Origin of the sequence: Burkholderia sp. LAS2, assembly GCF_018417615.1 — a bacterium.
GTDB classification, from domain to species: domain Bacteria; phylum Pseudomonadota; class Gammaproteobacteria; order Burkholderiales; family Burkholderiaceae; genus Burkholderia; species Burkholderia sola.
The window spans coordinates 1,198,961-1,223,141 of record NZ_CP071052.1; the positions used below are offsets into that span (position 1 = coordinate 1,198,961).

At 69.4% G+C, this 24,181-nt stretch carries 16 protein-coding genes and 1 pseudogene; 8 read left to right on the forward strand and 9 right to left on the reverse strand.

From position 1 onward, the window contains the following. Window positions 1–24: 24 nt before the first annotated feature. Entirely contained in the window at window positions 25–1,434 is a 1,410-nt protein-coding gene (locus tag JYG37_RS05585) for an FAD-binding oxidoreductase (protein ID WP_204383665.1), read from the reverse strand. A gap of 136 nt (window positions 1,435–1,570) precedes the next feature. Here JYG37_RS05585 and JYG37_RS05590 point away from each other — a divergent pair, with 136 nt between their 5' ends. Next, window positions 1,571–2,122: a cob(I)yrinic acid a,c-diamide adenosyltransferase gene (locus tag JYG37_RS05590; protein ID WP_050011780.1), complete on the forward strand. Its 552-nt coding sequence runs from the start codon at window positions 1,571–1,573 to the stop codon at window positions 2,120–2,122. Window positions 2,123–2,217: 95 nt separating this feature from the next. Continuing rightward, window positions 2,218–3,426, forward strand: coding sequence for an NO-inducible flavohemoprotein (gene hmpA, locus JYG37_RS05595; protein WP_089488178.1), 1,209 nt, complete (start codon window positions 2,218–2,220; stop codon window positions 3,424–3,426). Between the two features lie 141 nt (window positions 3,427–3,567). Here the strand turns inward: hmpA and JYG37_RS05600 are convergent, their stop codons facing one another. The 5 genes from JYG37_RS05600 to JYG37_RS05620 all read right to left on the reverse strand — a co-directional run bounded on the left by JYG37_RS05600 (window position 3,568) and on the right by JYG37_RS05620 (window position 12,070). Next, window positions 3,568–3,837 (reverse strand): type II toxin-antitoxin system Phd/YefM family antitoxin, encoded by a 270-nt coding sequence (locus JYG37_RS05600; protein ID WP_050011778.1) that lies wholly within the window; start codon window positions 3,835–3,837, stop codon window positions 3,568–3,570. A 123-nt stretch (window positions 3,838–3,960) separates the two neighbouring features. Further along, a complete protein-coding gene (gene aroG / locus JYG37_RS05605; RefSeq protein WP_050011777.1) occupies window positions 3,961–5,034 on the reverse strand; it encodes a 3-deoxy-7-phosphoheptulonate synthase AroG in 1,074 nt (357 codons plus the stop codon). Window positions 5,035–5,432: 398 nt separating this feature from the next. Continuing rightward, window positions 5,433–6,899, reverse strand: coding sequence for a metalloprotease TldD (tldD, locus tag JYG37_RS05610; RefSeq protein WP_050011776.1), 1,467 nt, complete (start codon window positions 6,897–6,899; stop codon window positions 5,433–5,435). 83 nt (window positions 6,900–6,982) lie between these two features. Beyond that, a complete protein-coding gene (locus JYG37_RS05615) occupies window positions 6,983–7,810 on the reverse strand; it encodes a carbon-nitrogen hydrolase family protein (protein WP_050011775.1) in 828 nt (275 codons plus the stop codon). A 60-nt stretch (window positions 7,811–7,870) separates the two neighbouring features. Continuing rightward, window positions 7,871–12,070 carry a YhdP family phospholipid transporter gene (locus JYG37_RS05620; RefSeq protein WP_050011774.1) on the reverse strand — a complete coding sequence of 1,400 codons (4,200 nt, stop codon included), beginning with the start codon at window positions 12,068–12,070 and terminating at the stop codon, window positions 7,871–7,873. Window positions 12,071–12,300: 230 nt separating this feature from the next. On the opposite strand from JYG37_RS05620, the pseudogene glnE reads away from it, so the two are divergent. Together glnE and JYG37_RS05630 are read left to right on the forward strand one after the other, a co-directional pair. Continuing rightward, a pseudogene (gene glnE / locus JYG37_RS05625) lies at window positions 12,301–15,091 on the forward strand (bifunctional [glutamate--ammonia ligase]-adenylyl-L-tyrosine phosphorylase/[glutamate--ammonia-ligase] adenylyltransferase). Window positions 15,092–15,271: 180 nt separating this feature from the next. After that, window positions 15,272–17,515, forward strand: coding sequence for a PKD domain-containing protein (locus tag JYG37_RS05630; protein WP_249746026.1), 2,244 nt, complete (start codon window positions 15,272–15,274; stop codon window positions 17,513–17,515). A gap of 153 nt (window positions 17,516–17,668) precedes the next feature. Here the strand turns inward: JYG37_RS05630 and recN are convergent, their stop codons facing one another. After that, entirely contained in the window at window positions 17,669–19,318 is a 1,650-nt protein-coding gene (gene recN, locus JYG37_RS05635) for a DNA repair protein RecN (RefSeq protein ID WP_050011771.1), read from the reverse strand. A gap of 19 nt (window positions 19,319–19,337) precedes the next feature. Further along, window positions 19,338–20,240: an NAD kinase gene (locus JYG37_RS05640; RefSeq protein WP_050011770.1), complete on the reverse strand. Its 903-nt coding sequence runs from the start codon at window positions 20,238–20,240 to the stop codon at window positions 19,338–19,340. 131 nt (window positions 20,241–20,371) lie between these two features. On the opposite strand from JYG37_RS05640, the gene hrcA reads away from it, so the two are divergent. The 3 genes from hrcA to JYG37_RS05655 all read left to right on the forward strand — a co-directional run bounded on the left by hrcA (window position 20,372) and on the right by JYG37_RS05655 (window position 23,143). Further along, window positions 20,372–21,394: a heat-inducible transcriptional repressor HrcA gene (gene hrcA / locus JYG37_RS05645; RefSeq protein WP_011544637.1), complete on the forward strand. Its 1,023-nt coding sequence runs from the start codon at window positions 20,372–20,374 to the stop codon at window positions 21,392–21,394. Window positions 21,395–21,535: 141 nt separating this feature from the next. After that, a complete protein-coding gene (hemH, locus tag JYG37_RS05650; protein WP_050011769.1) occupies window positions 21,536–22,600 on the forward strand; it encodes a ferrochelatase in 1,065 nt (354 codons plus the stop codon). 135 nt (window positions 22,601–22,735) lie between these two features. After that, window positions 22,736–23,143 (forward strand): RNA-binding S4 domain-containing protein, encoded by a 408-nt coding sequence (locus JYG37_RS05655; RefSeq protein WP_043189537.1) that lies wholly within the window; start codon window positions 22,736–22,738, stop codon window positions 23,141–23,143. Here JYG37_RS05655 and JYG37_RS05660 read toward each other — a convergent pair. After that, window positions 23,115–23,276: a hypothetical protein gene (locus JYG37_RS05660; protein WP_162838112.1), complete on the reverse strand. Its 162-nt coding sequence runs from the start codon at window positions 23,274–23,276 to the stop codon at window positions 23,115–23,117. The two genes, JYG37_RS05655 and JYG37_RS05660, sit on opposite strands and share 29 nt — an antisense overlap. 353 nt (window positions 23,277–23,629) lie before the next feature. Between JYG37_RS05660 and grpE the strand changes: the two genes are divergently transcribed. Then, a complete protein-coding gene (gene grpE, locus JYG37_RS05665) occupies window positions 23,630–24,175 on the forward strand; it encodes a nucleotide exchange factor GrpE (protein WP_050011768.1) in 546 nt (181 codons plus the stop codon). The last annotated feature ends 6 nt before the right edge of the window (window positions 24,176–24,181 follow it).

Genomic DNA, 24,181 nt, shown 5'->3' on the forward strand with positions numbered 1-24,181 from the left:
GGGGCGCGATGTCGCGCCGCCGGGTCAGCACGTGAAAATCTTGCCCGGATTCATCAGGTTGCGCGGATCGAGCGCGAGCTTGATCGCGCGCATCGTGTCGATCGCGTTGTCGCCGTGCTCCTGCGGCAGGAAGCGCATCTTGTGCAGCCCGACGCCGTGCTCGCCCGTGCAGGTGCCGCCCAGCCGCAGCGCGCGCTCGACGATCCGGTCGTTGATGCGTTCGGCTTCGGCGAGCTCCTCGGGCTTGTCGGGATCGATCAGGATCGCGACGTGGAAATTGCCGTCGCCGACGTGGCCGACGATCGGGCAGGGCAGCGACGACGCGCGCAGGTCGACCTCGGTTTCCTCGACGCACGCGGCGAGCTGCGAGATCGGCACGCACACGTCGGTCGTTACCGCACGGCAGCCGGGTTTCAACTGCAGCATCGCGAAGTACGCGTTGTGGCGCGCGGACCAGAGCCGCGTGCGATCCTCGGGGCGCGTCGCCCATTCGAAGCCCTGGCCGGCGTTCTGGCCGGCGAGCGCCTGCACGAGTTCGGCCTGTTCCTTCACGCCGGCGTCGGTGCCGTGGAATTCGAAGAACAGCGTCGGCGCTTCGGCCAGCGTCAGGTTCGAGTGACGGTTGATCGAGCGCACGGCCAGCGCGTCGACGAATTCGACGCGCGCGATCGGCACGCCGATCTGGATCGTCTCGATCACGGTGCGCACCGCGTCGCCCATCGTCGGGAACGTGCAGATCGCGGCCGATACGGCTTCGGGCAGCGGGTGCAGGCGCAGCGTGATCTCGGTGATCACGCCGAGCGTGCCTTCGGACCCGACGAACAGGCGCGTGAGGTCGTAGCCGGCCGACGACTTGCGGGCGCGCGAACCGGTTTTGACCACGCGGCCGTCCGCGAGCACCGCGGTGAGGCCGAGCACGTTCTCGCGCATCGTGCCGTAGCGCACGGCATTGGTGCCGGATGCGCGGGTCGCGGTCATCCCGCCGATGCTGGCGTCGGCGCCCGGGTCGATCGGGAAGAACAGGCCGGTGTCGCGCAGCGCTTCGTTGAGCGCCTTGCGCGTGATGCCCGGCTCGACCGTCACGGTCAGGTCTTCGGCGTTGATCGACAGCACGCGGTTCATTTCCGACAGGTCGAGCGACACGCCGCCGCGCACCGCGAGCAGGTGGCCTTCGAGCGACGAGCCGGCGCCGTACGGGATCAGCGGCACGCTGTAGAGCGAGCACAGCGACACGACTTCGCGCACGTCGTCGGTGCTGCGCGCGAACACGACGGCGTCGGGCAGTTGCGGATCGAACGGGGATTCGTCGCGGCCGTGATGGGCGCGGACTGCGTCGGCGGTCGACACGCGCTCGCCGAAGGCGGCGCGCAGCGCATCGAGCATGGCGGGGGGCAGCGGGCGGCGCGTGGCGGCCGGCGGGGCAGGGTGGTTCACGAATGTCTCCTGACTGCTTGTCATACTGTCGGCCCATTCTACGCTGTAACGCCTGCTGCGCCTCCCGCCGCGGGCTGCGATAATCGCGTTCCAGCCAACCGGGCCGCGTCGCGGCCGCGCACGAGAGGACATTCGCATGGGCAACCGCTTGAGCAAGATCGCGACGCGCACGGGCGACGACGGCACCACCGGCCTCGGCGACGGGCGGCGCATCGGCAAGGACGACGCGCGGATCGCCGCGATCGGCGACGTCGACGAACTGAACTCGAATCTCGGCGTGCTGCTGGCCGAGCCGCTGCCGGACGACGTGCGCACCGCGCTCGTCACGATCCAGCACGACCTGTTCGATCTCGGCGGCGAGCTGTGCATCCCCGGCCACGCGGTGCTCGACGACACGCATCTCGCGCGCCTCGACCAGTGGCTCGCCGATTACAACGCGACGCTGCCGCCGCTGAAGGAATTCATCCTGCCGGCCGGCTCGCGCGCGGCGTCGCTCGCACACGTGTGCCGAACCGTGTGCCGACGCGCGGAGCGCTCGATCGTCGCGCTCGGCCGCACCGATACGCTGAATGATGCGCCGCGGCGTTACGTGAACCGGCTGTCCGACCTGCTGTTCGTACTGGCGCGCGTGCTGAACCGCGCCGGCGGCGGCGCCGACGTGCTGTGGGAGCGCGAGCGCGTCCGCTAACGCGCCATCCCGCTTTTTGCGCACTGCGACAATTTGCCCGAGGGGCGCCTGTTTTTAAACATGTATCGTATGTGCATGTTTAACGGAGAACGAACATGACCCACATCACCGCTGACCAGATGGCCCGTGTGAAGGCCACCGCCCCCGTCCTCGCCGAGCACGGCGCGACGATCACGAAGCATTTCTATCAGCGCATGTTCGCGCGTCATCCGGAACTGAAGAACCTGTTCAACCAGACGCACCAGAAGACCGGCAGCCAGCCGGAGACGCTCGCGAAGGCCGTCTATGCGTATGCGGCGAACATCGACAACCTCGGCGCGCTGGGCGGCGCGGTGTCGCGCATCTCGCACAAGCACGCGAGCCTGAACATCCGCCCCGAGCATTACCCGATCGTCGGCGAGAACCTGCTCGCGTCCATCGTCGAGGTGCTCGGCGATGCAGTCGATGCGGATACGCTCGAAGCGTGGCGCGTCGCGTACGGCCAGCTCGCGCAGATCCTGATCGGCGCCGAGGCCGATCTTTACGCAGGCGCCGCATGGAGCGGCTTCCGCCCGTTCCAGGTCGCGCGCAAGGTGCGTGAAAGCGACGAAATCACGTCGTTCTACCTGACGCCCGCCGATGGCGGCGGCGCGCCGACCTTCGAGCCCGGCCAGTACATCACGGTGAAGCGCTTCGTCGGCGATCTCGGCGTCGACCAGCCGCGCCAGTACAGCCTGTCCGACGCGCCGCACGGCAAATGGCTGCGCATCTCGGTGAAGCGCGAGGCCGGCAAGGCCGACGCGATCCCGGCCGGCAAGGTGTCGACGCTGATGCATGATGGCGTGGAGGAGGGCGCGATCGTCGAGGTGACCGCGCCGATGGGCGACTTCTCGCTGAAGCGCGACGTGGATACGCCGGTCGTGCTGATCTCGGGCGGCGTCGGCATCACGCCGATGATGTCGATGGCGTCGACACTGATCGCCGAAGGCAGCCCGCGCGACGTGCGGTTCGTCCATGCATGCCGTTCGGGCGCGGTGCACGCGTTCCGCGACTGGCTGAACGACACGGCGCGCGAGCACGCGAACGTGAAGCGCACGGTGCTGTATGAGCTGGTCGGCCCGAACGATCGCGCCGGCATCGATCACGACCTCGAAGGGCGCCTCACGCCGGAGCGTGTGCAGCAGTACGCGCTGGTGCCGGACGCGGACTACTACATCTGCGGGCCGATCGCGTTCATGAAGGCGCAGCGCGATGCGCTCGTCGCGCTCGGCGTCGCGCCGGAACGCGTGAACACCGAGATCTTCGGGTCGGGCGCGCTCGAATGAGGATCTGACGGCCGGTTGCGGCCGAGGCAACGACGAAATGACAAAGCCCGGCGCGAGCCGGGCTTTTTACTTGCGGCGCCGTACGAAATTGCGGCGCGCCTTCAGCCGCCCAGCGCGCGACGTGCGTATCGAGCGGCACGTTCACGGCGCGAGCCCTTGGTCCGGGCTGGCATCGAAGTCCGCGGCGATCGATTCATCGCCGGTATTGAATGCGTCGACGCTTGTCGGGATGTTCAATCCGGCAAGCAACTGACGGGCTGCACCGATCCGCTTCGGCGCGGTGTACGGAACGATCCGGGCGACCGGATGACGATTGCGGGCGATCACGACTTCGGCTTCGCGCCCCGATTCAAGCGCCTCCACGAGGCTGGAAAGCCGCGACTTCGCATCGCGCAGGTTGACGGTCGACATGGTCGATCCTCTGGCTGGCTAGGTAATGTTAGCTAGTCTGGCAGAGCAACCCGCCGACCGCACGCTGGCCGTATGGCCAACTCGCCGTCAGGCGGGGCCATACGGTCAGCCTGTCGGCGTCCTTCAGTTGCCGCTGCCGCGCGCGACGCGCCGCGCCTTCACCGATTCCGCGAGGCCTTCGAGCACCTTCACGCTGTCGTCCCACGCGATGCACGCATCGGTGATGCTCTGGCCGTAGGTCAGCGCGCAACCTTCCTTCAGGTCCTGGCGACCCTCGACGAGGTGCGACTCGATCATCACGCCGACGATGCGCTCGTCGCCGGCCGCGATCTGGCGGCCGATGTCCGCGCACACCGGGATCTGGTTCTCGTGCTTCTTCGAGCTGTTCGCGTGGCTCGCATCGATCATCAGGCGCGCGGCGAGGCCGGCCTTGCCGATGTCCGCGCAGGCCGCGTTCACGCTGTCCGCGTCGTAGTTCGGCGTCTTGCCGCCGCGCAGGATCACGTGGCAGTCTTCGTTGCCGGCCGTCGACACGATCGCCGAATGGCCGCCCTTCGTCACCGACAGGAAATGGTGCGGCTGCGACGCGGCCTTGATCGCGTCGACGGCGATCTTCACGTTGCCGTCGGTGCCGTTCTTGAAGCCGACCGGGCACGACAGCCCCGATGCCAGCTCGCGGTGCACCTGCGACTCGGTCGTGCGCGCGCCGATCGCGCCCCACGAGATCAGGTCGGCGATGTACTGCGGGCTGATCATGTCCAGGTATTCGGTCGCGGCCGGCAGCCCCATTTCGTTGATCTGCAGCAGCAGCTCGCGCGCGGTGCGCAGCCCTTCGTTGATCTTGAAGCTGTTGTCGAGGTGCGGATCGTTGATGAGCCCCTTCCAGCCGACCGTCGTGCGCGGCTTCTCGAAGTACACGCGCATCACGATTTCCAGCTCGCCGTTGAAGCGTTCGCGTTCCTTCACGAGCCGGCCCGCGTATTCGATCGCCGCCTTCGTGTCGTGGATCGAGCACGGCCCGATCACGACGATCAGCCGGTCGTCCATCCCGTGCAGGATGCGGTGCATCGACTGGCGCGAGTGGTAGATCAGCTCGGACGCGGCTTCGGAGCACGCGAATTCGCGGATCAGGTGGGCGGGCGGCGTCAGTTCCTTGAGTTCGCGAATGCGGACGTCGTCGGTGTTGTGCGGGGGCATGCTGTTTCTCCTCATTTTCCGGGGCGCCGTTCGGTCAGTGCGCGTGCGGCAGATTCATCAATTCGGGCAATTCAGTGGTTTCGGTCGGGGCCGCGGGACCGCTGCGGCGGCGACCGGCTGACGAAGGGCGAAAAAAAACCGCCGGGTTCGCCGGCGGTTTTTTCGGGAATTTCGGTTGCGCTTTACGCGCCATCAACCCTCTCGATCCGCCAGCGGTCTGAGATACCAAAAAAAGTAAAAGTAAAACTTGGCGGACATGACGGAAATTCGGCTCGTCAAAAAAGTTGATTCGGAATTTATACCCGGTCCCTGCGTGGTTGGCAACCGGGGTCGTTCAAAAATGCGGACAATCCGCGCGTTTTCGTCAAAATGCGCGGATTGTCTGCGCCGCGATGCGGTTATGCCGTACCGCCGACCGTCATCTTGTCGATCCGCAGGGTCGGCTGGCCGACGCCGACCGGCACGCTCTGGCCTTCCTTGCCGCATACGCCGACGCCCGTGTCGAGCGACATGTCGTTGCCGATCATGCTCACGTACTTCAGCGATTCCGGGCCGCTGCCGATCAGCGTCGCGCCCTTCACCGGGTAGGTGACCTTGCCGTTCTCGATCATGTACGCCTCGGACGCCGAGAACACGAACTTGCCGTTCGTGATGTCGACCTGGCCGCCGCCGAAGTTCACCGCGTACAGGCCGTTCTTCACCGACGCGATGATTTCCTGCGGATCCTTGTCGCCGTTCAGCATGTACGTGTTCGTCATGCGCGGCATCGGCAGCGCCGCGTACGACTCGCGCCGCGCGTTGCCGGTGACCGGCATCTTCATCAGGCGCGCGTTCAGCGTGTCCTGGATGTAGCCCTTCAGGATGCCGTCTTCGATCAGCGTCGTGCACTGCGTCGGATTGCCTTCGTCGTCGATGTTCAGCGAGCCGCGGCGGTTCGGCAGCGTGCCGTCGTCGACGACGGTCACGCCCTTCGCGGCGACCTGCTCGCCGATCCGGCCCGCGAACGCGGACGAGCCCTTGCGGTTGAAGTCGCCCTCGAGCCCGTGGCCGATCGCCTCGTGCAGCAGCACGCCCGGCCAGCCCGGCCCGAGCACGACCGTCATCGCGCCGGCCGGCGCGGGGCGTGCGTCGAGGTTCACGAGCGCCGCGTGCACGGCGTCGTCGACGTAGCGCGACAGGATCTCATCGGTGAAGTAGCCGTAGTCGAAGCGGCCGCCGCCGCCGCCGGAGCCGATCTCGCGGCGGCCGTTCTGTTCGGCGATCACCGTGACCGATACGCGCACGAGCGGCCGGATGTCGGCCGCGAGCGCGCCGTCGCTGCGCGCGACCAGCACGACGTCGTATTCGCCGGCGAGGCCCGCCATCACCTGCGTGACGCGCGGGTCGCGGCCGCGCGCCATCTGCTCGATGCGCTCGAGCAGCTTGACCTTGGCCGTCGCGTCGAGCGACGCGAGCGGATCGGACGGCAGGTACAGGTCGCGGCCCGAGATGCCGGTCAGCGACGACGCGGCCTTGATTTTCTGGCGGCCGCCGCCGGCCGCCGCGATCGCCTTGGTCGCGGCGGCGGCTTGCGCGATCGCTTCGGGCGACAGGTCGTCCGAGTACGCGAACGCGGTGCGGTCGCCCGCGACCGCGCGCACGCCGACGCCCTGGTCGATGCTGAAGCTGCCCGATTTGACGATGCCTTCCTCGAGGCTCCACGCTTCGCTGCGGGTCGCCTGGAAGTACAGGTCCGCGTAGTCGACGCGATGCGTGAAGATGTCGGCGATCGTGCGCGTGAGCAGGCTTTCGTCGAGGCCGTACGGCGTGAGCAGGATGTCCTTCGCCAGCGCGAGGTTGCGGATGCCGGGTTCGATGATGTTCATGCGGATATCGGGGTTCTCAAAAAGTTGTCGGGTGCTGCCGGGCAGATGATGGGCCGCGCGGCGTTTCAAGCGGTGCGGCGGATTCAGCTCAGCACGCGGTGCCGCCACGCGGGCAGGCTCTGGCGTACGTCGGCGATGCGTTGCGGATCGATCGCGCCGAGCACGACGCTCGCGCCCTCGTCGCGCACCGCGACGATCTCGCCCCACGGGTCGATCAGCATGCTGTGGCCCCACGTGCGCCGGCCGTTCTCGTGCTTGCCGCCCTGCGCGGCCGCGAGCACGTAGCACTGGTTCTCGACGGCCCGCGCGCGCAGCAGCGTTTCCCAGTGCGCGCGGCCCGTCGTATACGTAAAAGCCGACGGCACGACCATCAGCGCGCAGTCGCCCATGCGGCGATACAGCTCCGGAAAGCGGAGATCGTAACAGACCGACAGGCCGACCTGCCCGAACGGGGCGTCGAACGCGACGACCGTGTCGCCCGCGCGGATCGTGCGCGCCTCGTCGAACGATTCGTCGCCTTTCTCGAAGTTGAACAGGTGGATCTTGTCGTAGCGCGCGGCCTCGTTGCCGGACGGATCGAACACGAGCGTCGTGTTCAGCACGCGGTCGGGTTCCGGCGCCTTCAGCGGCAGCGTGCCGCCGATCACCCAGATGCCGTGGCGGCGCGCGGCGTCGGCGAGGAATTGCTGGATCGGGCCGTCCCGGTACGGTTCGGCGAGCGTGAGCTTGTCGGTGTCGCGGTGGCCCATGAAGCAGAAATATTCGGGCAGCAGCACGAGCTGCGCGCCTTCGCCGGCGGCTTCCGCGATCAGGCGGCGCGCTTCGGCGAGATTGCGGGTGACGTCCGGCGCGCTCACCATCTGCAGCGCGGCGACCTGGAAGGGCGTGGCGGAACGGGCGTGGTCGGTCATCGCGGAATCGGTTGCGTCATAAATGGGGTGCGGCCCGGGCCCCTGCGGTTCGATGTGCGCTCAATGGCTCGATGCATCGGCCGGACCGTGATTCATCTTACCCCGATCGCTCCGCACCCGCTCGATGTGCGGGTGCGCCCACGAGCCGGTGATCGCGTAGTCGAGCGCGAACGCGTGCGACAGCGTCTCGGACAGCGCGTAGTTCGCGGCCAGCACGCCGATGCCGAGCAGCGGATTGATGACGGCGGCCCCGATCGCGGCCGCGCCCGCGCTGATCTTCGGCGCGACGTGCGCATGCAGATCCTGCGTCTCGGCGCCGAGATCGACCGCGCCGCGCACGGTGACGTTCGCGGGGCCCGTCATCATCGAGAAGTCGTCGGTGCGCGCGATCCCGTTCGAAATCCGGCCGGTACCGGCGATCTTGTCGAACGGCAGCCCCTTGCCGACCACGTCGCGGAAGTTCAGCGTCAGGAAACGCGCGAGGCTCTGCAGGCTCAGCACGCCGAGCAGTTTGGCCGCGCCCGGGTCGACCTTCAGGATCTTCCCGTGCTCCAGGTCGACCGCGACCTGGCCGCCGAGCGACGGAAAGTCGAGCGCGGTCGGGCCGCCGCGCCAGCCGACCTTGCCCGTGACCGAGCCGTGACCGTCCGCGAGCGTGCGCGGCAGGCCGACGCGGTCGAGCAGCGCGCCCGCGTTGTCGATGTCGAGCTTGAAGTCGAACACGGTGCGGCGCGGCGCATCGATTTCGTCGGCGCCGCGGGCGAGCGCGCGGCGCGACGTGCGCCAGTTGCCGGTGGCCGTCAGCTTCGCGGCCGGGTTCGACAGCTCCAGCTTGTCGAGCTGCCACACGGGCGTGCCGTCCTCGTCGATGTTGCGCGCGTTGACGACGAGCCGGCCGATGTCGTGATCGCGCGCGACGACCTGGTCGACGATCAGGTCGATCGACGGCATCGGGCGGTCGGTCGGCGTCGGCAGGTTCATCGCACGGCCGACGAGGTCGTGCTCCGCACGCTGCGGCACGACGAGCTTCGCGAGCCGCGCGTTGAGCACGCCCGCGCCGTTGTGACCGCCGCCCGGCGCCCACGACAGGTAGCCCGACACCTGGTTCGACGCGATGTTCGCCTGCCACAGGTCGTCGACGTGCGACGCGCCGACGATCACGTTTTCCCAGTTGCGCTTGAGCAGCTTCAGCGTGCCGAAATGGAACGCGAAGCGCTTCGGCGCGAAGCTCGCGAAATCGACGCGCGGTGCCGCCTGCGGTTCCGGCGCGCGCGGCGTGTCGGGCTTCAGCGTGTGGGCGAGGGCGAGCCACGCGTCGGCGTCCAGCTCGTTGACGTCGACGGCCGCGCTCACGCCGTCCTGCGGCATGTCGGGCATCCGGTGGATGCCCATCGCGCCGCGTACCGCGCGCAGCGGCTGGCCGCGCGTCGCGTCGAGCAGGTAGGTCGCGGTCACGGGGCCGAGCGTCAGGTCGGCGTGTTCGAGGCGTTTGCCGTCCGCCTGCGGCGCCGGCTGCAGCGTGAAGCGGAACGGCATCGGCGTGCCGGCCGGTTTCGCGAACGGCGCCGGGAAGTTCAGCGCCACGCCCGTCAGGTCGGATTGCGCGCTGACGTCGGGCAGGCGGCCCGGCGCGCCGCGCACCGCGACCTTGTACGGCGCGTCGCCGACCACGTGTTCGAGCAGCGCGGCGGCCGCGCCGTGCAGGTTCAGGCCGCGCGCGGCGTCGAGCGCGAGCCGGCCGTCGACGTCCACCGCGTACGGGCCGTGCGACCGGAAGGTGCCGTTCGCGCGCACCGGGCCGCCGAGGAAGCGCCCCGACAGGTCGTGCAGCGATGCGCCGGCTTCGGTGAAGCGGACGCTGCCGCGCAGGGCCGACAGCGGCGGCACGCCGCGGGTCGACAGCGTGTTGCCGCCGAACGCGAGCGCGCCTTCGACGTGCGTGTGCGGATGGGGGACGTGCTGCGGAATCGTGATCTTGAGCGCGAGCGACGCGGGGCCCTGCGCGTCGATCCGCTGGCCGATATGGTTGCTCATCGTGCCGAGCGAGCTGTTGTCCGCATAGTCGATCAGGTCGGCGAGCGGGCCTTGCGCATGGCCGTCGATGATCAGCGGCGAGTGCGACGGATTGCCGAGATCGTCGATGCGGCCCGCGACCTTCGTCAGCGTGACGCGCTTGTAACGCGCGCGCGCGATGTCGAAGCGCAGCTTGTTCTGCGCGAGCTCGAACACGCCGTCGATCCCGTCGAGCGCCGGCCAGACGCTCGGCGTGCCGTTCGCGAGCTTGCGCGGCGGGTACGGCGTCGGCTCGAAGCGGCCGCCGGTGAACGGCGCGACGATGTGGAACACGCCGGCGTCCGGCTCGTGTTCGAACGGGAATTTCTCGAGCGGGCCGCGCGCGACGATCGACGCGCCCTTGGTCACGTTGCCGTCCTGCAGTGCGTGGCCGAGATAGTCGCGCAGGTGCTCGGACATCCCGGTCGGCAGGTAGCGCGGAATGCGCGCGACCGATGCGCGCGCGAAATCGGCGCGCAGGTCGAGCGAGCCGCGGCCGTGGCCGGGATTCGTGTACGAGCCCGACACCGCGATTTCGGCGTCGGGGTTCGACACGAACAGGTCGGGCAGCGACACGTCGACGCGCGCGTGCTTGTCGCCCGGCGCGGGCGTGATCGTCCATTTGGCGTTGCCGCGCAGCCGGTCGAACGTCAGGCGCGGCTCGTCGAACTCGCCGGGCACGGTGACGGCCGCGTGGACCGTGTCGAAATGCGCGGCGCCGCCCGTCTCGTTCGCATCGACGCGGCCCCACAGGTTCTCGACGCCCGGCCAGCCGGCGCGCGGGTGACCGCGCGGCGAGAGCCCGGGCGGCGGCTCCTGCGCGGCGAAGCTGATGCCTTGCAGATCGCCGAGGAAGCGGTAGCGGACGATCGGCGCGGCACCCATGCGCCGCTCCTCGTCGGCGAGATCGGCGCGCGCGGGTTTCGCGCGCTCCACCTCGATGTGATAGTTCGACACCATCCCGCGCGGGTCGATCTTGATCAGCTCGTTGCGCAGGCGCGCCGGCAGCGGCAGCCCGCGGATGAATTCGCTGAGGATGCCGAGATCGACGCGGTCGCCGACCACGCTGAGCAGTTGCCCCTGGTTCGCGGTCGGCACGCGGTAGCGCGCCGTCAGCGTCGACAGCGCGAGCGAGCGGGCGAGCGGCGTGCCGTCCGGCAGCGGCGGCTGGCCGAGCTCTGCATTGAAGCGCGTCAGGTGCAGCGTGTAGTCGTGGCCCGCATCGAGCACCACGTCCCAGCCGAAGCCGACCGTCGGCACGTCGAGCCGCGGCTGCGTCGGGCGCACGCGCAGCGCGACGTCGGCGCCTTGCAGGTCGCCGCCCGCCGAGCGCAGATGGCCGTCGCCGAAGGTCGCCCAGATCGCGTTGTCGATCCGGCCCGCGTGGATCGTGAGCGGCACGTCGAGATAGCGCGTGAGCGTCTGCAGGTCGACGGGGCCGGTCGACAGGTACGCGTCGCCGGTCCAGTTCGCCGGCTTGCCGATCGGCGCGAGCGGCTTGTGCTTGAAGCGTGCGCGGAAATCGAGCGGGCCGAGCAGCAGCGTACCGTTCGCGGGCGCCTGCAGCGCGGCCTTGTGCACGCGGCCGTCGTTCAGCACCGCGAGCCGAATGCCCGCCAGCACGAGCTCCGGCGCGTCGTGCTGCGCGTCGCGCCAGCGCAGCGTGCCGCCGCGCAGCACGATCGCCTCCTGCTTCAGCAGCCAGGTGCCGAACGTGTCGTTGCCGCCGTGGGTGGTGGCCACGCCGACCCCCGCGACGCTCAGCGAGCCGTCGGCCGCCCGCGCGACGACGAGGTCGGGCTGGTCGACGATCAGGCTCGACAGCGCGGGCGACAGCCGCAGCAGCGACATCCACGACAGCGCGGCCGTCGCGTGCGGCACCGACAGCGCGACCTTGCCGTCGCGGCCGCGGATCGTCAGGTTCGTGAGTTCGACGCCCGGCTGCATGCCGGACCAGTTCGGAGAAAGCTTGCCGATCGAAAGCTGCGCGTGGAGCTTGTCGGACACCGCGCGCTCGATGCGCGGGCGGTATTCGTCGATGCGCGGCAGCAGCACGTAGCGCAGCCCGAGGAACGCGCCGGACGCGACGAAGTAGGTGCCGATCCCGACTGCCAGCGTCACCCTGAACACGCGACGCAGGACCGGATGATCGTGCTTCGGAGGTCCCGCTTCGGGCGCAGCTACGGCGGATTCCTGACGGTCGGACATGCGGCGGACGGGCGGCGATATGGTAGTTTTGCAGACTGACGTTGAAATGTATCACACGGGTTCGTGCCGGCGGCCGTTGGAGGCAGCACGGCACGGGCTTTCCGGCGCGCGGTGCCGCGCCGGGCGCCCGCGCGTCCGGCGACGCCGCGCCGAGTCCATGGGGCCGGCGGCAGCGGGGCGCGCATGCGCCGGCCCGCTGCCGCCGGCCTTTTCGCCAGGCCCGCTTCTCGATGACCGACGCTTCCGCCCTGATCAGCACGTCCTATTCCCGCTACCTTGCCCGCGCGCGCGGCCGCGCGGCCCGCGCTGGCCGAGCAGATCGCCGCGTGGGCGGCCGCGCCGCTCGGCCGCGCGCAGCTCGACGCGCGCCTCACCGCGCTGCTCGCGACGCCCGCCGGCACCGCCGCGGCGGGCGACGAGCAACTGAAGCGCGCGCTGCGGCAGTTGCGCGCCGAGGCGTTCGGCGCGGTCGCGGAGCGCGACCTGCGCGGGCTGGCGGACGTCGCCGAGGTCACGGGCGCGATGACCGATCTCGCCGAAGTGGCCGTGCAGCGCTCGCTCGCGCTGCTGTCGGCCGAACTCGAGGCGCAGTACGGCGAGCCGCGCGGCGCCGACGGCCAGCGCGTCGTGCTCGGCGTGGTCGGGATGGGCAAGCTCGGCGGCCGCGAGCTGAACGTGTCGTCGGACATCGACCTGATCTTCGTGTACGAGGACGACGGCGAGACCACCGGCGGCGCGCGCTCGCCGCTATCCACCCAGGAGTACTTCACGCGGCTCGGCCGGCGCCTGATCGGCGTGCTGTCCGAGGTCACGGCCGACGGCTACGTGTTTCGCGTCGACATGCGGCTGCGTCCGAACGGCGATTCGGGGCCGCTCGTCTGCAGCGTCGGCATGCTCGAGGAATATTTCTACGTGCAGGGGCGCGAGTGGGAGCGCTATGCGTGGATCAAGGGGCGGCTCGTGTCGGAAGGCGACAGCGACGCGGCGCAGCGGCTCGCGGCGCAGCTCGAATCGATCGTCAAGCCGTTCGTCTACCGTCGCTATCTCGATTTCGGCGTGATCGGCGCGATCCGTTCGCTGCATCAGCAGATCCGGCACGAAGCCGCGCGCCGCGCGTCGATGCGGCCCGACAAGGCCGACGACATCAAGCTCGGGCGCGGCGGGATCCGCGAGATCGAGTTCAGCGCGCAGGTGTTCCAGTTGATCCGCGGCGGCCAGGATGCGGGCTTCCGCGTGCGGCCGACGCTCGCGGTGCTGCGGCATGCGCAGGCGCGCGGGCTGATCGGCGACGACGTGCGCGCGCGCCTGGCCGATGCTTATAACTTCCTGCGCACGCTCGAACATCGGCTGCAGTACCGCAACGACGCGCAGACGCACGCGATGCCGGTCGAGCCCGACGAGCGCGCGGCGCTGGCCGCGTCGCTCGGTTTCGCCGACTACGCGGCGCTGATGACGGTGCTGGACGGCCACCGCACGTTCGTCGAAGCCCAGTTCGACCAGATTTTTGCCGACAAGGCGAATGGCGGGCCCTGCGCGGCCGGCGACGACACGGCGGCCGCGTGGATCTGGAGCGGCGCGCTGGCCGACGACGGCGAGGACGACGCGCTGGTCGCGCGCCTCGACGGCCTGGGCTTCGCCGATCCGGCCGCGGTGCTCGCGCGGCTGCGCGCGATCTGGCAATCGTCGCGCTACACCGGGTTGCCGGAAAAGAGCCGGCAGCGCTTCGACAGCGTCGCGCAGCGCGCGCTCGACGCCGCGCCGAAGATCGACGCCGCGCGCCGCGACGACACGATCGTGCGCCTGTTCGACCTGCTCGAGACGGTCAGCCGGCGCGGCGTCTATCTCGCGCTGCTGACCGAATATCCGGCCGCGCTCGACCGCGTGCTGTCGGTGCTCGGCGCGACGCGCTGGGGCGGCGGCTACCTGATCCGCCACCCGCAGCTGCTCGACGAACTGCTCGACGACGAGGCGATCGCGAGCCCGTTCGACTGGCCCGCGTTCAAGGATGCGCTGCGCGCGCGGCTCGCGGCCGCCGACGGCCCCGAGCAGCAGATGGACCTGCTGCGCCACGCGCAGCACGCGGAGGTGTTCCGGATTCTGCTGATCGACCTGGCCGGGCAACTGTCGGTCGAGCACGTGAGCGACCGGTTGTCCGAACTGGCCGACGCGGTGCTCGACGTGACGATCGAGGTCGTGTGGTCGCAACTCGCGAAGCGCCATCGCGACGTGCCGAAGTTCGCGGTGATCGCATACGGCAAGCTGGGCGGCAAGGAGCTCGGCTATGCGTCGGATCTCGACCTGATCTTCCTGTACGACGACCCGGACGAGCGTTCGGCGGACGTCTACACCACGTTTACACGGCGCCTGATCACGTGGCTCACGACCGCGACCGGCGCGGGCGCGCTGTTCGACATCGACCTGCGGCTGCGGCCGAACGGCGAGGCCGGGCTGCTCGTCACCGATCTCGATGCGTTCCGCCGCTATCAGCTGCGCGAGGGCGATGCGGCGAACACCGCGTGGGTGTGGGAGCACCAGGCGCTGACGCGCGCCCGCTACAGCGCGGGCGACGCGCAGATCGGCGCGGATTTCGAGGCGATCCGCCAGCAGGTGCTGACGACGCCGCGCGACGGGGCCGTACTCGCGAAGGAGATCGTCGACATGCGCGGCAAGGTGTTCGCCGGCCATCCGAACCAGACCGACCTGTTCGACCTGAAGCACGACCGCGGCGGGATGGTCGACATCGAGTTCATCGTCCAGTACTGGGTGCTGCTGCATGCGTCGAGCGACGCCGAGCTGATCCGCAATACCGGCAACATCGCGCTGCTGCGCGAGGTCGCGCGCTTCGGGCTGATGGGCGAGGACGAGGCCGAGCGCGTCGGCGCGGCGTACCGCACGTACCGGAAGCTGCAGCACAAGCTGCGGCTCGACGGGATGGAGAAGGCGCGCGTCGATCCGGCCGTGGTGGCGGACGAGCGGGCGGCCGTGACGGCGCTGTGGGCGCGCGTGTTCGGCGGCGCTTGACGGTTGTGTAGCGACGGTCGTGTAGACGGGCGGCCGGCACGGCGCCGGCTGCCGTGCGGGGCGGCCGGTCCGGCCGTGTTGAGAATCGTTTGAGATTGTTTGAGCGGCAGCGCCCGGATCGAAAGAATGCGGGCTTTCCGTTCAACCGGCGCCGCGCGCCCTCAACGAGCCCGTACCATCTTGAAACCGTTTCGCCTTGCCTTCGCCACGACGGCGCTGTCCGCGGCTGCCGCCGGACTGTTCTCCGCTTCCGCCCATGCCGCCGAGCCGGCTTCCACGACCCTCACGAACCTGTCGCGCAGCGACGGCCAGTGCCTCGCATGGCGGCCGGCCGACAACGCGGCAGTGTTCGCCGCGTGCGACGGCGGCGCCGCGCAGGACTGGACCTTCGAGCCGCGCGACGGTTTCCAGCGCATCGTCAACACCGGCGCGAGCGCCGCGCGCGGCACGAAGATGTGCCTGCACGCGACCGCCGGCGATACCGGCATGGGGCGCGTGGCGGTTGGCGTCTGCAGCGAGGGCGACCAGACGATGCGCGACTGGCGGCCGGACCGCGGCCTGGACGGGCAAGTGGTGTTCGGCAACCGGTACCGGGTCAATACCGGCCGGACGGCCGAGGTGCTGGCCCCGCGCGACGGCGGCGCCGGCGTCGCGACGCAGAACCTGCGCGGCCAGCCGTCGTCGATCTGGAAGTCGGCCGTGTCGATCGCGCCGTCGCAGCGCCCGCTGCTCGGCGACAAGTCCGTGCTGCTGATGGTGACGCACTTCAACGACTCGAAGCCGGCCGATAGCGAGGTCGTGCGCAAGGCGGTGTTCGGCGACGGCGACGATCATTCGTCGCTGCGGCGCTATCTCGAGGTTGCGTCGCGCGGCAAGCTGACGCTGCATGGGCAGACGCTCGACAGCGTGAATCTCGGCGAGCGGCCCGCCATCTGCGATTCGGGCGCGATCCGCACGGCCGCGCGCAATGCAGCGCTCGCGCGCGGCGTGAATCCGGACAAGTTCAACTACCTGTTCGTCGACCTGCCGAGAATGAGCAGTTGCAACTGGGGCGGCCTCGCCGCGACGCCGGGCAACTGGATCCTGTCGAACGCGAGCGGCCACGGCTACTGGATGTGGTCGCACGAATTCGGGCACAACCTCGGCGCCAAGCATCCGGGCTCGCTCGTCGATTGCCCGACGCCGGGCGGCACGGTCGAGGTCGGCGGCGCATGCCGCGCCGGCAAGATCGACGACCCGGCCGACACGATGGGCGGCGGCGGCCGGCGCCTGTATCCGGCGAGCTATCAGCTGTTCGCCGGCTGGCTCGGCGCGGCCGACGTGCCGGAGATCCACGCGGACGGCACCTACCGGCTCGCGCCGCTGTGGGGCGATGTGCCGGGTGCGAAGGCGTACCGCATCGCGCGCGCCGACGGTTCGACGCTGTGGCTCGAGTTTCGTCAGCCGCAGCGCGGCTTCGACGACTGGAAGTCGGACGATCCGTTCGTCAACGGCGTGATCGTGCGGACCGTCGCGCATGGCGGCAACGTCGTGACGAACACGCTGGTCGATGCGATGCCCGGCAGCCCGTCGGGGATGAAGGACGCGCCGCTGATGCCGGGCCACGCGTTGCACGACACGCTGTCGGGCAAGATCATCACCGTCAAATCGGTCGGGCCCGACGGCGCCGTGGTCGACGTGACGAACGACGGCCTGCTGTTGCCGCGGGCCGTGGTGACCGGCCCGCAGCACGCGGCCGCGGGCGCGGCGGTCGTGCTGTCGGGCGCCGCGTCGGTCGGCGAGTCGTTGCGCCATGCGTGGACGGTGCCGGCCGGCATCGACGCACGGCCGGACGGCGCGGAACTGCGCTTCGTCGCGCCGACGCTCGAACAGGACCGCGAGTTCGCGTTCGAGCTGACCGTGAGCAATAAAGACGGCTATACGGCGCGGGCCACCCACGTCGTCAAGGTGAAGGCGCAGGAGATCGTCGCGCCGCCGCGCGCGGCGATCAGCGGGCCGGCGTCGGTCGACGGCGGCGCGACCGTCACGCTGTCCGGCGCGTCGTCGACGGGCAAGGGGCTGACGTATGCGTGGACGGGGCCGGCTGGGGTGTCGATCGTCCAGAACGGCGCGAGCGCGACGTTTACCGCGCCGAAGGCGGCCGACGAGCGTCGCTACGCGTTCAGGCTGGTGGTGACCGATGTACAGGGCCGCCACGCGAACGCGGCGCACGACGTGACCGTGCGCGCGTCGGCGGGCGAGGGCGCAGCCGCGTGGGATCCGAAGAAGACTTACGCGACGCCGTGCCACGAGGTCAGCCATGCGGGCAAGACCTGGCTCAACGGCTGGTGGGTGCTCGGCGACGTGCCGGGGACGGGCGGCGAGTGGGCGGCATGGCGCGAGAAGGGTGTCGCGAACATGCACGCGATGTGCAAGAGCACGTAAGCGCGGCCGCGGCCGCGGCCGCGGTGCGGGCAGCCGTGACGGTGGACGCCGCGGGGTTTGCTGTCATACGCTGCCTCCCGCGGCAACGGGCAGCAGCGCGGCGTCGCGCGGACGCCGCGCGACGCTTCGGCGGGCCGCACGCTTGCGAGCCGGTCAGGCCGCCAGCATTTCCTTCGCGTGCTTGCGCGTGGTGGCCGTGATTTCGAGCCCGCCGAGCATCCGCGCGACTTCCTCGACGCGGCTCGCCTTGTCGAGCGCGACGACCGACGACACCGTGCCGCCGCGCTCGTCGGCGCCTTTCGCCACCTGGAAATGATGGTCGCCGCGCGCGGCGACCTGCGGCAGGTGCGTTACGCACAGCACCTGCCGCTCGCGCCCGAGCTGGTGCAGCAGGCGCCCGACCACTTCGGCGACGCCGCCGCCGATCCCCGTATCGACTTCGTCGAAGATCAGCGTCGGCGTCGGGCTCGCCGCGCTGGCGATCACCGCGAGCGCGAGGCTGATCCGTGCGAGTTCGCCGCCCGACGCGACTTTCGCGAGCGGCCGCAGCGGCACGCCCGGGTGCCCGGCCACGCGGAATTCGACCTGCTCGAGCCCGTGCGGGCCGCCGTCGGCGAGCGGTACGAGCGCGACTTCGAAGCTGCCGCCCGCCATCGACAGTTCCTGCATGCCGGCCGTGACGGCCGTGCCGAGCGCCTTGGCAGCCTGCACGCGCGCCTTCGACAGGCGTTTGGCGTCGGCGAGATAGGCTTCCCGCGCCTTCGCCTGCGCGGCTTCGAGCGCACCGAGATCGGCGGCCGCGTCGAGCGCGGCGAGCTGCGCTCGACGCGCCGCATGCTCTTCGTGCAGCGTGTCGGGCGGCAGCCGGAACTTGCGGGCGGTCGAGTGCAGCGCGTCGAGCCGGGTTTCGACCTGTGCGAGCCGCTCCGGGTCGAGATCGACGCGCTGCGCATAGTGCGACAGCGAATAGACGGCTTCCTGCAACTGGATCTCGGCCGGCTCCAGCGACGCGAGCGCGTCGCCGAGCGCGGTGTCGTAGTCGGCCAGGCTGCGCAGTTTCGACACGATCGCGCCGAGCTGCGCGAGCATCGCGTCGTCGGATTCGGACAGCGCGTTGAGCGCGCCGCGCACGCCTTCGATCAGGTTCGCCGAATGCGACAGGCGCTTGTGTTCGTTGCTGACTTCGTCCCATTCGCCGGCTTGCGGCGCGAGCTTGTCGAGTTCGGCGAGCTGCCACGCGAGCTTTTCGCGTTCGAGCTGCAGTTCGCGCTCGTGCGCCTTCGCGGCGTCGATCGCCTGCGTCGCGTCGCGCCACACGCGCCACGCGCGCGCGACGTTCGCGGCATCGGCGACGAGCCCCGCGTGCGTGTCGAACAGCTCGCGCTGCGCGTCGGGCCGCATCAGCAGCTGGTGCGCGTGCTGGCCGTGGATGTCGACGAGCATCTCGCCGAGTTCGCGCAGTTGCGCGAGCGTCGCGCTGGTGCCGTTGATGAAGGCACGCGAACGGCCGTTCGCGTCGATCACGCGGCGCAGCATCACGGTGTCCTCGGCGTCGAACGCGTGTTCGTCCAGCCAGCGCGCGACGCGGTCGTGCGGCGTGAATTCGGCGGTGATGTCGGCGCGGCCGCACCCGGTGCGCACGACGCTCGCGTCGGCGCGTTCGCCGAGCGCGAGGGCCAGCGCGTCGATCAGGATCGATTTGCCGGCGCCGGTTTCGCCGGAAAAGACGGAAAAGCCGCTGTCGAATTCGAGATCGAGCGCGGCGACGATGACGAAGTCGCGGATCGAGAGGTGGCGGAGCATGGTGTCGGGGGCAGCGGCGTCAGGACGCCTTGTCGTCTTCGTTCGATGCGTGTTCGTTCCAGTGCAGCTTCTTGCGCAGCGTCGTGAAGTAGCTATAGCCGATCGGGTGCAGGAACGGCACCGTGTGCTTCGAGCGGCGCACCTCGATCGTGTCGTTCAGTTCGAGCGACGTGAACGACTGCATGTCGAAGTTCACGTTGACGTCGCGGCCGCCGACGATCTGGATCGCGATCTTCGAATCGTCGGGCAGCACGATCGGCCGGTTCGACAGCGCGTGCGGCGCGATCGGCACGAGCACGATGCCCGCCAGCTGCGGATGGAGGATCGGGCCGGCCGACGACAGCGCATACGCGGTCGAGCCGGTGGGCGTCGCGACGATCAGGCCGTCCGAACGCTGGTTGTACATGTAGCGGCCATCGACCGACGCGCGCAGCTCGACCATCCCGGAGAAGCCGCTGCGGTTCACGACGACGTCGTTGAACGCGAGCGCGTGGTAGATCGGTTCGCCGTCGCGCATGATCCGCGCCTCGAGCAGCGAGCGCTCCTCGCGCTCGAACTTGCCGGCCAGCAGCACGGGGACGAGCGCGTGCATGTCGGATGCCGCGATGTCGGTGATGAAGCCGAGCCGGCCGTGGTTGATCCCGATCAGCGGGGTCCGGTATGGCGCGAGCTGGCGGCCGATGCCGAGCATCGTGCCGTCGCCGCCGAGCACGATCGCCACGTCCGCTCGCGCCCCAATTTCGGCCGGGGTGAGCGCCGGGTAGCCGGCGATGCCGATTTCGCGCGCGGTATCGCCTTCGAAGACGACCTCGAAGCCGAGCCTGGCGATGCTGTCCGCCAGCGTGGCGAGCGGTTCGGCGATGCCGGGCGTGTTGCTCCGGCCGACGAGCGCGACAGTACTGAACTGATTACCGGTTTTCATGCCGGCATTACACCATAGCTCGTGGACGAAAAGAACCGGCTGTACGCCGACGGGGCCGGATCGGGCCGGCCCGCGCAACGGTAGTTGACGCCACTCGCCGCGGTGGCGCGGTTGCGCTAAAATTTTCCACCATGCTAGATCCTCGCGCACGAACCCTCCTGAAAACCCTGATCGAACGGTATATCGCCGACGGTCAGCCGGTCGGCTCGCGCACGTTGTCCCGTTACTCCGGGCTCGAGCTGAGCCCGGCGACGATCCGCAACGTGATGTCCGACCTGGAGGAACTCGGCCTCGTGTCGAGCCCGCACACGTCGGCCGGCCGCGTGCCGACGCCGCGCGGCTACCGGCTGTTCGTCGATACGATGCTGACGGTCGAGGCGCCGATCGACGCCGAGGCCGTCGCGCGCCAGGTGCAGAACACGCTGCAGGCGGGCGAACCGCAGCAGCGGGTGGTCGCCGCCGCCGCGAGCGTGCTGTCGAACCTGTCGCAGTTCGCGGGCGTCGTGCTGACGCCGCGCCGCAGTCACGTGTTCAAGCAGATCGAGTTCATGCGCCTGTCCGACAAGCGCATCCTGCTGATCATCGTCACGCCCGAGGGCGACGTGCAGAACCGCATGCTCGCGACGCCGCGCGACTATTCGCCGTCGCAGCTGACCGAGGCGTCCAACTACATCAACGCGCATTTCGCCGGCCTGTCGTTCGACGAGGTGCGCCGCCGCCTGCGCGACGAGATCGACCAGCTGCGCGGCGACATGACGACGCTGATGCACGCGGCCGTGACGGCCAGCACCGAGGTGCCCGACACCGAGGACACCGTGCTGATTTCCGGCGAGCGCAACCTGCTCGAAGTGGCGGATCTTTCGTCCGACATGGCGCGGCTGCGCAAGTTGTTCGACGTATTCGACCAAAAGACGGGCCTCCTGCAGTTGCTCGACGTGTCGAGCCACGCCCAGGGCGTGCAGATCTTCATCGGCGGCGAATCGACGCTCGTGCCGATCGAGGAAATGAGCGTCGTCACCGCGCCGTACGAGGTGAACGGGCAGATCGTCGGCACGCTCGGCGTGATCGGCCCGACCCGGATGGCGTACAACCGCGTGATTCCGATCGTCGACATCACCGCGCGGCTGCTGTCGCTCACGCTGAGCCAGCAGTAGCTGCGGCAGCCGACGCCGTCCCGCCATCGTGCCGAGGCGCCGTGCGCGCCGCCAGTCGGCCGAACGGCCAGCCGACCCGAGCGGGACGGCCCGCTATAATTGAGGGCCGTCCGGTCCCGTGCCCCGAGCACGTTCTTGCCCATGCGTTTCGATCTTGAGCCGCCTTCGAGCGTCGCGGCCGCCCATCGCGTCGGTGTGCTGCTGATCAATCTCGGCACGCCCGACGCGCCCACGCCGCGCGCGGTGCGGCGCTACCTGGCCGAATTCCTGTCGGATCCGCGGGTCGTCGAAATCCCGCAGGCCGTCTGGCAGGTGCTGCTGCGCACGGTGATCCTGCCGCTGCGCGGCCGTGCGTCCGCGAAGAAATACGCGGCCGTCTGGATGCCCGAGGGTTCGCCGCTGCGCGTGTACACCGAGCGCCAGACCGACAGCGTGCGGCACCTGCTCGTGTCGAACGGCTATCACGTGATGGTCGACTACGCGATGCGCTACGGCAGCCCGAACCTTGCGCACGCGCTCGCGCAGTTCAAGCGCGCGGGCGTCGAGCGCGTGCTGCTGATGCCGATGTATCCGCAATACTCGGCGTCGACCACGGCCACCGCGTTCGATGCCGCGTTCGCCGCGCTCGCGCGCATGCGCAATCAGCCGGAAGTGCGCACGGTGCGGCACTACGCCGACCATCCGGCCTATATCCATGCGCTGGCCGAGCAGGTTCGGCAGTACTGGACGCAACACGGCCGGCCCGATTTCGCGGCCGGCGACAAACTCGTGCTGAGTTTCCACGGCGTGCCGAAGCGCACGCTCGATCTCGGCGACCCGTATCACGAGCAGTGCCAGCAGACGGGCGCGTTGCTGATGGCCGCGCTCGGGCTGTCGGGCACCGAATGCCGCATCACGTTCCAGTCGCGCTTCGGCAAGGCCGAATGGCTGCAGCCGTACACCGCGCCGACGCTGCGCGAGTTCGGCGAGGCCGGCGTGCGGCGGGCCGACGTGTTCTGTCCCGGCTTCACGGCCGATTGCCTGGAGACGATCGAGGAAATCGGCATGGAAGTGCGCGACGAATTCCTCGCCGGCGGCGGCAAGACCTTCCACCGGATTCCGTGCCTGAACGGCGCGTCGGCGTGGATCGGCGCGCTCGGCGAAATCGTCGCGGAGAATCTGCAGGGCTGGCCGGTCAAGGCCGCGCAGCCCGAAACGGTAGGCTGAGATGGAACGATCCCCACGCTCGCTACGTTCGCTGCTTTCCGACGGGGCGATAAGCCGGCCGGCTACGCAGGCGCAGGCCGATGCCCGGCGAATTCCCTGCTACGCCCTCCTTGGGGCGACCCGGCGGAGGCCGACATGAACTACAAGATTTCCACGGAGCCGGGCGCGAAGCTGCGCATCGACAAATGGCTGTGGGCGGCCCGGTTCTTCAAGACGCGCTCGCTCGCGACCGATGCGGTCGACAAGGGACACGTGAAGATCGGCGGCGCGGCGGTGAAGCCGGCGAAGGACGTGCGGGTGGGCGACGAGGTCGAGATTGCGATCGACGGCATCGTCTGGCACATTGCCGTGCTGGGCGTGTGCGACGTGCGCGGGCCCGCGAGCGTCGCGCAGACGCTCTACGCGGAGACGGAAGCGGGACGGGCCGCGCGGCTCGCCGAACTGGAGCGGCGCCGCACGTATCGCGAGCCGGCGGCCGAACTGCACGGCCGGCCGACGAAACGCGACCGGCGCATCATCGACAGATTCTCTGGTGGGAGCTGAACATCTGGTCGAACGTCGCCCGCGCGCTTCCGTATTCGGTCGTGCGATCGGTGACGGCTCCCGACAGGCAGATGGTGGTGGTGCCGGCGATGAGTACCAGCGCGACCACCGATATCGCAAAGGTCAGTTTCACGGTACTCCCCTCGAGAACAAGGGTGAAAACGGCGCCAGGTGGATGTCACGCGACGGTCAGCTAGGGGTAAACACGCTTTCCGACGCTTGAATGGAGTGTAGTGCAGCCGGCCTGTGCGGAGCTAGTACTTGCCGGGTAAGCGTTGTTACAGGCCGTTTCGCCCGATCCGGCGGACTATGCGACGCCTGCCCCCGGAAAACGCCCGGTTGTTTCGCGGCATTGGCGAATGCTGGCGAATGACCCTCTTGAAACCGTAGTTTTCGCCCTTATTTGCACCAGTAATGTGCGGTGCCGCCGGGTATACGTCCGGCGGTCGCCGATTTGGCTTCAACCTCTAATCGACTTTCAGCGACATGGAAAACACGCAAGAGAATCCGGCTACCCAATCGGCCGAAGACATCGGCAGCGAGAAGCAGGCGGCGCAAGGCGCCGCACCCGCCGCCGAAGCTGCCGACGCGGCGCTCGCGGAGGCTCAAGCCAAGGTCGCCGAGCTTCAGGAAAGCTTCCTGCGGGCGAAGGCCGAGACCGAGAACGTGCGCCGCCGCGCGCAGGACGACGTGTCGAAGGCGCACAAGTTCGCGATCGAAAGCTTCGCGGAACACCTGCTGCCCGTGCTGGACAGCCTGGAAGCGGCCGTCGGCGACACCTCCGGCGACATCGCGAAGGTGCGCGAAGGCGTCGAGCTGACGCTGCGCCAGCTGACGAGCGCGCTCGAGAAGGGCCGCGTCGTCGCGATCAACCCGGTCGGCGAGAAGTTCGATCCGCATCAGCACCAGGCCATTTCGATGGTGCCGGCCGAGCAGGAGCCGAACACCGTCGTCACGGTGCTGCAAAAGGGCTACATGATCGCCGACCGCGTGCTGCGCCCGGCGCTCGTCACCGTCGCGCAGCCGAAGTAAGGCAGC

Coding starts and splice junctions, on each gene's coding strand:
- JYG37_RS05590 (WP_050011780.1), top strand. CDS start 1,571: ATGGGCAACCGCTTGAGCAAGATCGCGACGCGCACGGGCGACGACGGC.
- hmpA (WP_089488178.1), top strand. CDS start 2,218: ATGACCCACATCACCGCTGACCAGATGGCCCGTGTGAAGGCCACCGCC.
- JYG37_RS05600 (WP_050011778.1), bottom strand. CDS start 3,837: ATGTCGACCGTCAACCTGCGCGATGCGAAGTCGCGGCTTTCCAGCCTC.
- aroG (WP_050011777.1), bottom strand. CDS start 5,034: ATGCCCCCGCACAACACCGACGACGTCCGCATTCGCGAACTCAAGGAA.
- tldD (WP_050011776.1), bottom strand. CDS start 6,899: ATGAACATCATCGAACCCGGCATCCGCAACCTCGCGCTGGCGAAGGAC.
- JYG37_RS05615 (WP_050011775.1), bottom strand. CDS start 7,810: ATGACCGACCACGCCCGTTCCGCCACGCCCTTCCAGGTCGCCGCGCTG.
- JYG37_RS05620 (WP_050011774.1), bottom strand. CDS start 12,070: ATGTCCGACCGTCAGGAATCCGCCGTAGCTGCGCCCGAAGCGGGACCT.
- recN (WP_050011771.1), bottom strand. CDS start 19,318: ATGCTCCGCCACCTCTCGATCCGCGACTTCGTCATCGTCGCCGCGCTC.
- JYG37_RS05640 (WP_050011770.1), bottom strand. CDS start 20,240: ATGAAAACCGGTAATCAGTTCAGTACTGTCGCGCTCGTCGGCCGGAGC.
- hrcA (WP_011544637.1), top strand. CDS start 20,372: ATGCTAGATCCTCGCGCACGAACCCTCCTGAAAACCCTGATCGAACGG.
- hemH (WP_050011769.1), top strand. CDS start 21,536: ATGCGTTTCGATCTTGAGCCGCCTTCGAGCGTCGCGGCCGCCCATCGC.
- JYG37_RS05655 (WP_043189537.1), top strand. CDS start 22,736: ATGAACTACAAGATTTCCACGGAGCCGGGCGCGAAGCTGCGCATCGAC.
- grpE (WP_050011768.1), top strand. CDS start 23,630: ATGGAAAACACGCAAGAGAATCCGGCTACCCAATCGGCCGAAGACATC.